Consider the following 12,767-nt stretch of genomic DNA (forward strand, 5'->3'; position numbering starts at 1 on the left):
TAAAAGACAAAAAGGTATGACATTTATCAGGTTTTAAACAATTTAGGTTTTCGATATTTGTAACTTATTTGAATTAAACAATTTAACGCATGACAACAACAAAGCCCCTACATACTTTTCATATTCCCGTAATGGGACTCGCCTATACCATAGACAGTCCAATTCGAGTGGCAAATTACGGTATCTCTTCAGTAATATCAATTATAGATGATGATTTGATAGAGAAAATGAATGCCTTTTATAGTGAGAAATTTAATCTTCCTTATCAGGAAATTACTCAAAAAATACATGATTATCGTGCAGAACGTGTCACTTCTTATTTAAATTTGGTTGACAAAATTGTAAAAGAAAAATTCGAAAATTTTAAAACCGAATTAGCCGAAAGTAAATTGGCTTTAGAGAATTATATTGCCATGCTACCTAACAAATCGGAGATAAAACAAGGGTTGCAAAATTTAATGGATGACGGAGTCGCATTCAAAGAAAACATCAAAAACTATCTTGAAACCCATTTGTCTTCCGGAAGTATTGATGTCAATATCATGACCAAAGTCGATAAAGACAATTTCATCAAAGACGAACAATTGCCGGTCGCTTTCAATGATGCCCATGCTTCGCTTCGCGGATTTGCTAATAGTACACTTACATCGTCGGTGGTGCTTTCTGCAGGAATGAATCCGAGATTGTACAGTTATTTCGAAAATTTTACAGACTTTTTCCCAGACAGCAGTAATATCTTAAAAAAGAAAATTATTCTTAAAGTAAGCGATTTCCGTTCGGCTATGATTCAGGGTAATTTTTTGGCTAAAAAAGGACTTTGGGTTTCCGAATACCGCATCGAATCAGGTTTAAATTGTGGTGGACATGCTTTTGCTACTGACGGGTATTTACTTGGACCTATTTTAGAAGAATTCAAACAGAAAAAGGATCAATTGATTCAATCTGCACATGATTTAATGGTAAAAGCTTTGACACAAAAGGAAATGCATGTTCCTGAAAACCCATTGGAATTAAAAATTACCGTTCAGGGCGGAGTTGGAACTGCAGAAGAGCATGATTTTTTATTGGACCATTACAATGTGGATTCTGTGGGTTGGGGCACGCCATTTTTATTGGTTCCCGAAGCTACTTCTGTAGATGAAGCCACGCGAGAATTATTGGCGAAAGCCAAAGAAAAAGATTTATACCTGAGTCATATTTCGCCATTGGGAATTCCTTTTAATACTTTGAGAGGCACAACCAACGAGATGCTCAAACAAAAACGTATTCAGGAAGACAATGCAGGCAGCTCCTGTCCGAAGAAATTTTTGGCCTTAAGCAAAGAGTACGGTCCAAAAGGAATTTGTTCGGCCTCCAAAAAATATCAAGACTTAAAACTGGAGGAATTGGAAGCTAAAAAGGACTTATTATCAGCTGAAACTTTTAAAAACGCCAAAAACAAAATTACTGAAAAATCCTGTCTTTGCGTAGGTTTGGCCAATGCTTCTTATCTGGAAAACGATATTAAAATTAAAGGTCAGGCACAAGGCGTTGTCATTTGCCCAGGACCCAATATGGCTTATTTTGATCAGGAAGTTTCACTTTCTAAAATGGTACAGCATATTTATGGAAATGCTTCTGTAATGACCGTTACAAACCGTCCGAATATGTTTGTGAAAGAATTGAAAATGTATATCGATTATTTAAAAAATGAAATTGAAACCGTTTCAGATGAAATTACTTCGCCACAAATAAAGAAATGGCATTTGTTCAAAAACAATTTGATAGAAGGAATTGGGTATTATCAAACCTTATTTTTATCAATCAATTCTTTTGAAAATATTGCAGACAATATTCAATATCTACTCCATTTTTATAAAGAGGAATTATTTGATATTAAAATTCCGGAATTGGAATTGGCATAAAAAAATCGGCTTGAAAAAACTTCAAGCCGATTTTTTTTATTTTAATACAGCCTTAATATCTCAAAAAAGTATCGCCTGACTTTATTCCCAATGCAAGTTCTTCCAGATTTGTATTTTCCAGCATGAATGCCAAATCATTCCTGATTGCTTTGAATTTTTCATGAACCGGACAAGGATGGTCTTCGGAGCAATGACTTAATCCTAAACCGCAGCCTGTAAACACCGAATCACCATCTATTGCCGTGACAATTTGCGCCAATTTTATTTGGCTCATCGTATTTTTCGGAATTTCAAATCCGCCGCCGACACCTTTCACAGAATGAATAATATTATTTTTCACTAATGTTTGTAAAATTTTTGCGGTAAAAGCTTCCGGTGAATCAATCTTTTTAGCGATATCTTTTAAGCCAATTCTATTATTTTGATAGGATTGCGAGGCTATAAAAATGGAAGCCCTAATTCCGTATTCACACGTTTTTGAAAACATAATTGTAAAGTTTCTCTCAAAATTAAGGTTTTTTTTCTAAAAGACAATTTCATCCTGAATATATGTATGCATTTTTTTGTTCCGATTCTTATAATATACAAGCTAATACAAACAAAAAAAGCCTTATCCATTTCAAATAAGGCTCTTTTTTTCATATAACTAACACATTTATTCTCCTGAAACTACGGCACTATTTTCATTCATACTAATTTTTAAACTGGATGTCAACCCATTCTCATTAAGCATAGTCATATTTAACGCATCCAATTGCGACAAATGTTTAGAAACTAAACCAGTGAATCGATTGTACGAGATATTCATTTCTTTCAAATGATTCAGTTTTTCTAAATCAGATGGAACCTGACCTGTCATATTATTTTCGAACAAACTCAAATTTTCCAATGAACTCATATTGACTATTTTTTCACTTAGCCCTCCAATAATTTTATTGCTATTCAATAACAAAACCTTTAATTTTTTTAAATTATAAATAGAATTTGGAATCTGCCCTTGAATTTTATTATTGAATAAAGAGAGCTTTTGCAATTGACTCATTTGGCCGATTTCCATCGGTAATTCTCCTGCAAGTCTGTTCATGTGTAATTCAATGGTTTCCAATTTAATTAAATCGACAATAGAATTAGGGATTATTCCCGATAATTTATTAAATGCTAAATTCAATGATTGCAACGATTTTAAATTTCCGATTGAAGCAGGAATGCTACCCGAAATTTCATTTTTAAACAAATTCAACCGTTGTAAGTTTACCAAATTCGTTATTTCCTCAGGTAATTTTCCAACCAAATTATTGTCTGAAAGATCTAAAGCAATCACTTTGTCATTTTGCAACTTTACGCCATACCAAGAAGAAATTGGAGTATTCAAATTCCATTTTATTTTCCATTGGTTTCCATTAGTAGATTTGTAAAGTTTTATAAGTGCATTTTTCTCTAAAGCGGATACATTTGAGAAGATTGGTATCGAAATCGAGAAAAACAGTAAAAAAATTAAAGTAGTTATATTTTTCATATCGATATTAATGTTTTTATATTAATACCTTATGAAATTAAGTAATATTTTGGCATTATGCAAATAAAATCGACGAAAGACATTTTTTAAAAAATATTTTAATAAATTTCTTACATAGTTGTTTTGATTCATAACTTATCTCTCAAAAATCCAAAAAACCGACTTGTTATTTTAATTTTTTTTAATAAAACTTTTATTACTTTTGAATAACTAACCTTAAAAAATTAACCTTATGGAAATTAACTTTTTAGCCCTTTTAACAGCTGCGCTTTCAACGCTTTTTGTAGGATTTGTATGGTACCATCCGAAAGTTTTTGGGACTATCTGGATGAAAGAAGCCGGAATAACAGAAGAAAAAATGAAAGGCAGCAATATGGCTTTAACTTTTGGAATGGCAGTGGTTTATGCTTTTTTCATTGCCTTTATTTTACAATTTTTAACCATTCATCAATTTGGCGCTTCTGGGATGATTGGTGGTGAAGTTGAAACTGCAAAACCATCCTATGCCGCATTTATGGCGGATTACGGAACTGTCTTCCGAACTTTTAAACACGGTATGCTTCATGGTTTTTTCTCAGGATTGTTTTTTGCCTTACCGGTGATTGGAACCAATGCCCTTTTTGAAAGAAGGTCATGGAAATACACCTTAATAGCCGGTGGTTTCTGGGTAGTATGTTGCATGATTATGGGCGGTATTATTTGTGCCTGGATATAAAAAAATTACTCATTAAAAAAATCTCGCTTCAATGAAGCGAGATTTTTTTTTAAATTACCTCTTCTATTTGAGACGCTAACTTAAAATCCTTATCGGTCAATCCTTTTGGGTCGTGGGTGGTTAAACGAATAGTCACTTTATTATATACATTGAATAGTTCCGGATGATGATTCATTTTTTCGGCTAAAACGCCCACTTTTACCATAAAACCCAAGGCTTCGGTAAAATTCTTGAATTGAAACTTTTTTTCGATCCCATCCGCTTTAAAATCCCAATCTTTTAAATTTTCCAGTAATGGCTGTGCTGTTTTTTCGCTGTATGTTGTCATGATTATTGTTTTTCATAAAATTAGTTAAAATTAATCCAATTGTTTTCTGATTTAACTTTAAATGTTAATTTAGACAAATACAAATTTCCTATTCAATTGAACCCAGCTTTTACTTTTAAAATATATACTTCTGCTTCCAATCTTCCTTCAAATTGGGATCATTTAGCGGTCAACAATATCTTTCTTACCAGTAATTACCTGAAAGTTTTGGAGGCTTCTGCTCCGGAAAACATTGCGTGTCATTTTATTGGGTTATTTAATAACGAAGATTTGGTTGGGTTGGCTTTATCGCAATTCATTAATTTAAGTCATGTAAGTTCTTTTGGAGAAAGAGATCACTGTTTAAAAACCGAGGTTCGGAATTTTGTTTTTAAGAATTTCTGTTCTAATGTTTTAGTGATTGGAAACAATACGCTAACCGGGCAAAATGCCTTTTGTTTTGATGAAATTTTACCAGTACAGGAAGGTTTACTTTTATTAAACAAAGCCGCAAAGGAAATCCAGAATCAATTTTTTAAAAAAGGACTAAATATACACCTCACCGTTTTTAAAGATTTTTCTGCTTCTGATATTCAACATTTCAAAATCCCTGAATTTAAATCTTTTTTTCTGTTCTCCACGCAGCCCAATATGATTTTTGAGATTAAGGAAAAATGGCAGTTGTTTGACGATTATATTGGAGATTTGAGTAAAAAATACAGGGACCAATACAAAAGAGCCCGAAAAAAAGCGGAAGGGATTTCCAAAAGAAAATTATCGCTTGAAGAGATAAGGAATTATAACGACAGAATTCATGAATTGTATATGGATGTTGCCAAAAATGCCCCATTCAACACTTTTTATTTACCTGAAAATCATTTTGAAATCTTCAAAAAACACTTGCACGATAAATTTCTTTTTTATGGTTATTTTATAGATGGTGAATTAATTGGGTTTAATACTTTAATCAAAAACGGTACCGACATTGACACCTATTTTCTGGGTTATGATGAAAAATGCCAACGCGAAAAAATGCTTTATTTGAACATGTTGTATGACATGATTGGCTATTCTGTAAACAAAGGATACAAACGCATTATTTTTGCGAGAACAGCTTTGGAAATCAAGAGTTCTGTTGGCGCAAAGCCTGTAAAAATGTTTGGCTTAATCAAACACAGTAATGGAGTACTTAATTTGTTTATGTCAAAATTATTCGGCTTTTTTGAACCTGAAATGAATTGGCAGGAACGGAATCCTTTTAAATAATTCGGAAAATTATGGAATGGCCACTTTCATCTGTTTGTGCAAAATATGAATATCCAATTTGGTTTCGGCACCGCAATATTCCCCATCAATCTGGAAACTAACGGGTACATTGGTTGTAACGGTTGCTTTATCGGTTGAAATAATTTCTACATCTTCGGAACCTACAGGAATATTTCCTGTAATTATTTTTCCAAAAACGAATAAATCCAGGTTTTTCAGAATTACCAACTCGAACTTTCCATCATTCATCACCCCGTCGGGATTGATGGTTACACCCGTACCATATTTTTGAGAATTGGCAATAACAATCATTCGTGCCACACATTCAATAGTTTGATTATTAGCCGTTATTGTTGCTGTAAACGGTTCTTCTAATTCATTTAAAGTCGTAAATGTTTGTAATGCATATCCCCATTTACCGCGAATGGTACTTTGCTCATAATTCTTAACCAACTCGGCATTTATTCCTAAATCACTTAAGTGCAGACTTTTTTTACCGTTAATCACAATCATATCCATTTCCATGTAATTATTATGGAAAGCGATGGCCAAATTTTCTTCAAGTGATGCCGGTAAATCTAAATCAACAGACAAACCATTAGAGGAACCGACTGGTAAAATTCCAAGAATCACATCCTGTCTTTCCATTGCTTCGGCTACCATTTTTATGGTTCCATCACCACCTGCGACGATAATTCGCTCAGGCTTATAGGTTTTATAGAGAGAACGTATATTTGAAATATCATCCTCTCCGGAAGTTTCGTAGAGAACGAAATGTAGGTTTTCTTTTATCGCAAAAAGGGCTGCAATTTCAATTACTTCTGCTTTATCAATATCTCCGGAAATCGGATTGGCAACCATTATGATATTCTTTTTCAAACTTTACCTTCTTTTATTGATTAAAAATAATTAATTTTCAGCACACATCAAAAGTACTACAATAATGAAGCCGATTTTGAAATTATACCGTGGATATGCAAATGAACAGGAATTAATTGTGATGGGGCATGTTTTTAAACCAACAACACAGAAGGATTATGATTTTCAGAAAAAAAACTTTAAGAATGCCACTTCAATTATAGGTATGTTTCAAGTTAAAACTCACGCAAATGCTGATGTTTATCTGGAACATAACAACACAAAAATCCATACAAAAACACTAAATGACGGTTATTTTAAATTTTGCGTGCCATTAGATCAGGATGTGAATTATGGCTGGATTGATTATAAGGTGAGTATTATTTACAAAAGTGAAACAATAGAAACCAAGGAAAGTTACATCCGGCCCCACAAAGGAAATTTAGGAATTATTTCGGATATTGATGATACTTTTTTGGTTTCGCATACCATGAATCCTTTTAAGAAATTATATATTTTGTTGTTCCGAAACGTGAACAACAGAAAAGTTTTTGAAGATGTAGTTCCACATTATCAAGCGTTAAGTTCAGCCGGAAGGAATAACAAAGAAGAACAAAATGCCTTTTTTTATGTTTCGAGCAGTGAATGGAACTTGTATCGATTTATTGTGAAATTTACTGAAATTCATGAATTGCCAAGAGCGGTTTTATTACTGAAGGATATTAAAACCAGTTTAACTGATTTTTTCCTGACCGGAAGAGGCAATCACAATCATAAATTTGATAAGATTAAACACATTTTAGAGTTTTATCCGAATTTAAAATATATTTTGTTGGGTGATGATTCACAACATGATCCTTTCTTGTATGAGGCCATTTGCAAAATTTTTCCAGTTACTGTAAAAGCGGTTTATATTAGGCAAACCGGTGAAAACAAAAAAGAAAAAGCTGTAATTGTGATGAAAAATCTGGAGAGCCTGGGCGTAGCTGTTTGTTATTTTTCAGATAGCAGTGAGGCGATTGCACACTCTAAAACGATAGGATTGATTCTGGAGTAAAATCTAATTTCTAATTGAAATCTATAGCCCTAGCCCAGATGGAAGTGAAAAGCCTTTTGCCGAAAACGGCTAATTTTTGTTAAAGTAAAAAAGCGACCATAGAAGCTCTTTTTACTTTTTACAAAAATAGCCGTTTTCAAGAAAGCTTGTAACGGACAGCCGGAAATAGCTCCAGATTCCTCCTTTCTCGGAATGACAAGTGAGTTATAAATTAGGCGTTGTCGATTTCTTCCTGCACTAATTCCCAATCGAGAAGCAGTTTGTCTAATTCGGCTTTCTTTTTGTTGTAGGCCATAAAAAACGAAGCGTCATCGATATTTTTGTCGTAATTGGAAGCCAATTGTTTGTCGTCCTGTTGAATATCTCTTTCCAATTGCTTGATTTGACTCTCCACTTTGCTCAAACGATTTTGTAACGATTTGTTCTTTTTCTGATCTTCATACGAAGATTTGTTGCTTTCTTTTGGAGCTGATGCTTTTAAGGCGTCTTTCATCTCCACTTCACGCATGTTTTCGAGGTTGCGTTGTTCTAAGAAATAGTTTACATCACCTAAATATTCTTTGATTTTCTGGTCTTTGAATTCGTAAACCAAATTTGACATTCCCTGAAGAAAATCCCTGTCGTGAGAAACCAAGAGCAGTGTTCCTTCATATTTTTGCAACGCGGCTTTCAAAACATTTTTGGATTTGATGTCCAAGTGATTCGTAGGCTCATCCATTACCAAAACATTTATGGGTTGCAAAAGCAATTTACAAAGTGCCAGACGGTTTCTTTCGCCTCCTGAGAGGACTTTTACCTTTTTCTCGACATCATCGCCGCGAAACAGGAAAGAACCCAGCATATCGCGTACTTTGGAACGGTTGGTATCAGTTGCGGCATCTTCCATGGTTTGCAGCAAGGTGATTTCGCCATCGAGATATTCGGCTTGATTTTGAGCAAAATAACCTACTTGTACGTTGTGACCCAATTTTATGCTTCCTTGGTATTCGAATTCGTTGACAATAGCTTTGATGAAAGTTGATTTTCCCTGACCATTTTGACCTACGAAAGCGATTTTGCTTCCACGTTCCACCAATAATGAAATGTCTTTCAGGATGGTTTTATCACCGTAACTTTTGGTTACTTCTTCAGCTTCTATAACTACTCTTCCGGGAACTTTTGAAACTGGAAACGAAATATTCATTACGGAATTATCGTCTTCATCGACTTCGATGCGTTCTACTTTATCCAATTTTTTAATCAAGGATTGCGCCATGGAAGCTTTGGAAGCTTTGGCACGGAATTTCTCGATTAATTTTTCGGTTTCTTCGATTTTTTTGGCTTGATTCTTTTGAGTGGCCAATTGCTTTTCGCGAATTTCGTGACGCAACTCTAAATATTGAGAATATGGTTTATTGAAATCGTATGCTTTACCAAGAGAAATTTCGATGGTTCTATTAGTCACATTATCCAAAAACATTTTATCGTGCGAAACAATTACCACAACGCCGGGATAATTACGAAGGAAACTTTCTAACCAAATAATACTTTCGATATCCAGGTGATTCGTTGGCTCATCCAGTAACAAAACGTCATTGGCCTGCAATAATAATTTGGCTAATTCGATACGCATTCTCCAACCTCCGGAAAAAGTTTCGGTTTGGTTATCAAAAACGTCTCTTTTAAAACCTAATCCAAGAAGGATTTTCTCGGTATCGCCAACATAATTATATCCGCCTAATAATTCAAAGCGGTGCGTGTAATCAGATAAATCTTCAATGATTTGGCTATAGGCATCACTTTCATAATCGGTTCTGGTAACCAATTGATGATTGATTTCTTCCAGTTTTTTTTCTACAATCTTAATATCCACAAAAGCTTCGTATGCTTCTTCAAGCACGGTTCTTCCTTGTTCGAAATCAATATCCTGACGAAGGAAACCCATTCGAACTTCTTTTTCCTGCGAAATAACGCCAGAATCAGGAGCAAAATCCCTTGCTAATATTTTTAGCATTGTGGATTTTCCAGCACCATTTTTTCCGACCAATCCAACTCTGTCTCCGGCACCCAATCTGAAGGTAACTTCTTCGAACAAATAAGTTCCTCCAAAAGAAACAGATAAATTATGTATATTAAGCATTTATTGTATTTTATGTGTAATTGTATGTGTAAATTTGTATCCCGTCCCGAAGCTTCGGGATCGAAACCAAAACGGTAAATCAAATTTTTTGCAAATGTTAGAAAAAGGATCCAAATTATATAGTATTTTAACAGGAACTTGTCCAAGATGTCAGAAAGAGAGTATGTATTTGGACAAAAACCCTTTCCATTTGAAAAATCTTTTAAAAATGAATGACTATTGCAGTCATTGTGGTTTAAAATATCAGATTGAACCTTCGTTCTTTTATGGCGCGATGTATGTTAGTTACGGATTGAATGTTGCGATAGGTATTGCCGCTTTTATAGTATCGTTTGTTATTCTAAATTGTTCCTTAAAAACCGCCTTTATTTCGATAATTGCTGCCATTATTGTATTGTTTCCTTTCGTTTTGCGATGGTCAAGGAATATATATATCAATATGTTTATATCGTATGATAAAAATTTCGAAAAATAGGTTATCCTTTTTTATAAAATCTAACGATATCAATTTCCTTATCTAAAGGTATTCCTAATTCAATATTTTCATGTAAAGCCTTTGCCATAGCTGGCCCAAGCATTACGCCACGCGTTCCTAAACCGTTTAAAATATGGATTCTTTCATAATCTGGATGCGTTCCTACTAATGGACGCCTGTCTCTTACAGTAGGACGAACACCAGCAAAGTGTTCTACTATTTCGAATTCACAATTAAGAATTTCGTTGATTCTTTCGAGTAATTCTGATTTTCCTTCTTCTGTCGGCAAACTTGTTTTGTCTTTCCAATTGTAGGTTGCCCCTACTTTGAATAAATGATTTCCTAAAGGCAAAATGAATACGCTGGTGTTAATTATGACATCTAAATTCAATTCCGGCGCTTTGATGATAAATAGTTCGCCTTTGGTACCGTCTAATGGCAAATCTTTAAAAAAAGGATTGGCGTGCATACCAAAGCCTTCTGCAAAGATGATGTGTTTGGCTTGAATATTTTTATATTGAAAAAATTCATTTTTATTTTCTAGAGCAGCGTAATCGAAGGTTTCTTCTAATAATATTTGATTTTCAATCAGGTACTTTTTATAATTTGCCAATAAAGTTGCGGTATCTACATAACCTGTTTGCAAGACTTCTCCATATCCAAAAGGAGCATCTATGCCTTCGTACTTTTTTGAGATTAAATCTAAAGAAAGAAAAGGAGCTACATTTACTTTATCAGAAGCGGCAAACCAATTGTTTTGTTCCTCGATTGAAAAGAATTTTCTTAAAATTGGAATTTTGAAATCAATTTTTATGTTCAGCTTTTCTTCTAATGAACTATAAAACTGATCTACTAAAAGTAACTGTTCCTGAGCCTGCCAAACTTCACTAAATCTCTTTAAAATTACAGGATTGTATAAACCTCCGGCAATTTTAGAAGAGTTTTGTGAATCGTTATCAACTAACAGAACCGTCTTTCTATTTTGTAAAGCAGTTTCCGCAAACGCTATTCCTGCTAAGCCAGAGCCAATAATTAAATAATCTAACATCGATTTTAATAATTTTGAATATTTTGAAACTCAATTCAATTTGAATAAGATACAAAAATAAAAAACTCTTACCATTACAGTAAGAGTTTATATTTAGTATTGGAGAAATTTTGTATTAGTAATTCCACATATCTTGTTCGAAATCACGGATTTTATCTTTTACTCTTTCTGATTCTAACAATTGCATTTGAGAATTATCTTTCATATAATCTGCAATAGCTCTATCGCCTTGCACATTTTCTTCCTGATAAATCACACCACTAAATCTTCTAGAGTTTAAGAGGTGGTCAAAATCGATTGGCATTGCTGAATTTCTATTGTTAAATGCTTTAGCTTCATGCAACACTGCTCTTGCTGATGGAAAATAAATCCAGAATAATTCGATATAATCTTGTTCTTCTTTTCCAACTGTAAAAACGTCAGGAGTAACAGGACATAAACCTAAAAGTCTGTATTTCAATTCACTTTGACGTTTGTCAAAATACCAGAACCCTTTAATTTTGTAATCCGAAACGTGAAAAGCACCTAAATCAGTTCTAACGATATATTGTGGGTCAATAGCGACACCAGCATTATATTGTTCTCTTCCTGCGTCTGTCGTATCAATACGTGACAATGAAGCTTCAATATCTTTCGTTGTCTTCTTTGCATTGAAATAACTATCGGTGTAAATTTCTGTTATTCTTCCGTCTTTGATTGCTTTAGTCAGAACATCATATAAAGATCTTCTGTCTTTACCGATATTAGTACTATCAACAGGATAATACAAAGGAAAATTGATACGTTCATCTAAATCGATGATCTCCCAAGTAGTTTTCCCCATTAAAACATCTCTGTCGTGCACATAACCGTAAGCTAAGGCTTTATCATTGTCAGAAATTAGTTGAGCGGCTGTTTTTTTTCCTATTTCCTCAGGCGTTTTGGCATTCAGCAAATTTGATTGCGCAAATGAAGAAACACTTCCTGCAACAAAAATAATAACCAATAAAAAATTTCTCCAATTCATCTTTTCTATCATTTTTAATTTATCTAAGTAGAATAACGTCTAACTTAAATTATTATTGTATTTCAAAAATTACCGGTGCAGTTCTAGGCAACATATAGCTACCGGCACCTACTAATTTAGTTTTAATTTCAGAAATAGTAACTTGGTCACCACGTCCAGCTTTAGAAATAACAGCTTTACATTGTGCATTTAATTTGTTCCCCTGAACCACAACAGTAGGTTGTCCGGCAACTTTAAGATTAAATCCAACAACATTTAAACCAACTTCAAAATCAAAGTCAAATAATTTAGCTCCAACTGTAGAAACTTCTAAACTGTTTTTAGGACCTTTAACAATTCCTGCTTCTCCTCTAATAGTTCCTGTTGGACCTGGAATACCTTTAATTCTGAATGTTTTCTTATCTGAAACCGATGTTCCGTCAGGTAATTTACCAGTAACGTTAATCGTTAATTCGGTTCCTTGACCAGGACTGATATTATATTTTCCAGGCTTACC

At 33.8% G+C, this 12,767-nt stretch carries 13 protein-coding genes; 5 read left to right on the forward strand and 8 right to left on the reverse strand.

Annotation, left to right across the window (positions count from 1 at the left end):
• Positions 1-89 precede the first annotated feature (89 nt).
• Positions 90-1,904, forward strand: coding sequence for a hypothetical protein (locus VI621_RS02655; RefSeq protein WP_324216844.1), 1,815 nt, complete (start codon positions 90-92; stop codon positions 1,902-1,904).
• 52 nt (positions 1,905-1,956) lie between these two features.
• Here VI621_RS02655 and VI621_RS02660 read toward each other — a convergent pair whose 3' ends face one another.
• Together VI621_RS02660 and VI621_RS02665 are read right to left on the reverse strand one after the other, a co-directional pair.
• A complete protein-coding gene (locus VI621_RS02660) occupies positions 1,957-2,391 on the reverse strand; it encodes an Rrf2 family transcriptional regulator (protein WP_324216845.1) in 435 nt (144 codons plus the stop codon).
• Positions 2,392-2,559: 168 nt separating this feature from the next.
• The gene (locus VI621_RS02665) at positions 2,560-3,420 is read right to left on the reverse strand and encodes a leucine-rich repeat domain-containing protein (protein ID WP_324216846.1); all 861 of its coding nucleotides are present in this window, start codon (positions 3,418-3,420) and stop codon (positions 2,560-2,562) included.
• Positions 3,421-3,652: 232 nt separating this feature from the next.
• Here VI621_RS02665 and VI621_RS02670 point away from each other — a divergent pair, with 232 nt between their 5' ends.
• Positions 3,653-4,135, forward strand: coding sequence for a DUF1761 domain-containing protein (locus VI621_RS02670; RefSeq protein ID WP_324216847.1), 483 nt, complete (start codon positions 3,653-3,655; stop codon positions 4,133-4,135).
• Positions 4,136-4,184: 49 nt separating this feature from the next.
• Here the strand turns inward: VI621_RS02670 and VI621_RS02675 are convergent, their stop codons facing one another.
• The gene (locus tag VI621_RS02675) at positions 4,185-4,463 is read right to left on the reverse strand and encodes a 4a-hydroxytetrahydrobiopterin dehydratase (RefSeq protein WP_324216848.1); all 279 of its coding nucleotides are present in this window, start codon (positions 4,461-4,463) and stop codon (positions 4,185-4,187) included.
• A 96-nt stretch (positions 4,464-4,559) separates the two neighbouring features.
• Here VI621_RS02675 and VI621_RS02680 point away from each other — a divergent pair, with 96 nt between their 5' ends.
• Entirely contained in the window at positions 4,560-5,708 is a 1,149-nt protein-coding gene (locus VI621_RS02680; RefSeq protein ID WP_324216857.1) for a GNAT family N-acetyltransferase, read from the forward strand.
• Positions 5,709-5,717: 9 nt separating this feature from the next.
• Here the strand turns inward: VI621_RS02680 and VI621_RS02685 are convergent, their stop codons facing one another.
• The gene (locus VI621_RS02685) at positions 5,718-6,587 is read right to left on the reverse strand and encodes a diacylglycerol/lipid kinase family protein (RefSeq protein WP_324216849.1); all 870 of its coding nucleotides are present in this window, start codon (positions 6,585-6,587) and stop codon (positions 5,718-5,720) included.
• A gap of 64 nt (positions 6,588-6,651) precedes the next feature.
• Here VI621_RS02685 and VI621_RS02690 point away from each other — a divergent pair, with 64 nt between their 5' ends.
• Positions 6,652-7,623: an App1 family protein gene (locus VI621_RS02690; RefSeq protein ID WP_324216850.1), complete on the forward strand. Its 972-nt coding sequence runs from the start codon at positions 6,652-6,654 to the stop codon at positions 7,621-7,623.
• 211 nt (positions 7,624-7,834) lie between these two features.
• Here VI621_RS02690 and VI621_RS02695 read toward each other — a convergent pair whose 3' ends face one another.
• A complete protein-coding gene (locus VI621_RS02695) occupies positions 7,835-9,742 on the reverse strand; it encodes an ABC-F family ATP-binding cassette domain-containing protein (RefSeq protein WP_324216851.1) in 1,908 nt (635 codons plus the stop codon).
• 94 nt (positions 9,743-9,836) lie between these two features.
• Between VI621_RS02695 and VI621_RS02700 the strand changes: the two genes are divergently transcribed.
• Positions 9,837-10,217: a DUF983 domain-containing protein gene (locus VI621_RS02700; protein WP_324216852.1), complete on the forward strand. Its 381-nt coding sequence runs from the start codon at positions 9,837-9,839 to the stop codon at positions 10,215-10,217.
• Between the two features lies 1 nt (position 10,218).
• On the opposite strand, the gene VI621_RS02705 is transcribed toward VI621_RS02700, so the two are convergent.
• From VI621_RS02705 to VI621_RS02715, 3 genes are all read right to left on the reverse strand, one after another.
• Positions 10,219-11,265 (reverse strand): FAD-dependent oxidoreductase, encoded by a 1,047-nt coding sequence (locus tag VI621_RS02705; protein ID WP_324216853.1) that lies wholly within the window; start codon positions 11,263-11,265, stop codon positions 10,219-10,221.
• A gap of 115 nt (positions 11,266-11,380) precedes the next feature.
• Positions 11,381-12,271 (reverse strand): gliding motility protein GldN, encoded by an 891-nt coding sequence (gene gldN / locus VI621_RS02710; RefSeq protein ID WP_324216854.1) that lies wholly within the window; start codon positions 12,269-12,271, stop codon positions 11,381-11,383.
• A 52-nt stretch (positions 12,272-12,323) separates the two neighbouring features.
• Positions 12,324-12,767 (reverse strand): GldM family protein (locus VI621_RS02715; protein WP_324216855.1); only part of this gene is annotated, 444 nt, incomplete at its 5' end.

The organism is Flavobacterium sp. (genome assembly GCF_035292545.1).
GTDB lineage: Bacteria > Bacteroidota > Bacteroidia > Flavobacteriales > Flavobacteriaceae > Flavobacterium.

Bases quoted from the DNA above. Each gene is read 5' to 3' on its own strand.
- VI621_RS02655 (WP_324216844.1), top strand. From the start codon at position 90: ATGACAACAACAAAGCCCCTACATACTTTTCATATTCCCGTAATGGGA.
- VI621_RS02660 (WP_324216845.1), bottom strand. From the start codon at position 2,391: ATGTTTTCAAAAACGTGTGAATACGGAATTAGGGCTTCCATTTTTATA.
- VI621_RS02665 (WP_324216846.1), bottom strand. From the start codon at position 3,420: ATGAAAAATATAACTACTTTAATTTTTTTACTGTTTTTCTCGATTTCG.
- VI621_RS02670 (WP_324216847.1), top strand. From the start codon at position 3,653: ATGGAAATTAACTTTTTAGCCCTTTTAACAGCTGCGCTTTCAACGCTT.
- VI621_RS02675 (WP_324216848.1), bottom strand. From the start codon at position 4,463: ATGACAACATACAGCGAAAAAACAGCACAGCCATTACTGGAAAATTTA.
- VI621_RS02690 (WP_324216850.1), top strand. From the start codon at position 6,652: ATGAAGCCGATTTTGAAATTATACCGTGGATATGCAAATGAACAGGAA.
- VI621_RS02695 (WP_324216851.1), bottom strand. From the start codon at position 9,742: ATGCTTAATATACATAATTTATCTGTTTCTTTTGGAGGAACTTATTTG.
- VI621_RS02700 (WP_324216852.1), top strand. From the start codon at position 9,837: ATGTTAGAAAAAGGATCCAAATTATATAGTATTTTAACAGGAACTTGT.
- VI621_RS02705 (WP_324216853.1), bottom strand. From the start codon at position 11,265: ATGTTAGATTATTTAATTATTGGCTCTGGCTTAGCAGGAATAGCGTTT.
- gldN (WP_324216854.1), bottom strand. From the start codon at position 12,271: ATGAATTGGAGAAATTTTTTATTGGTTATTATTTTTGTTGCAGGAAGT.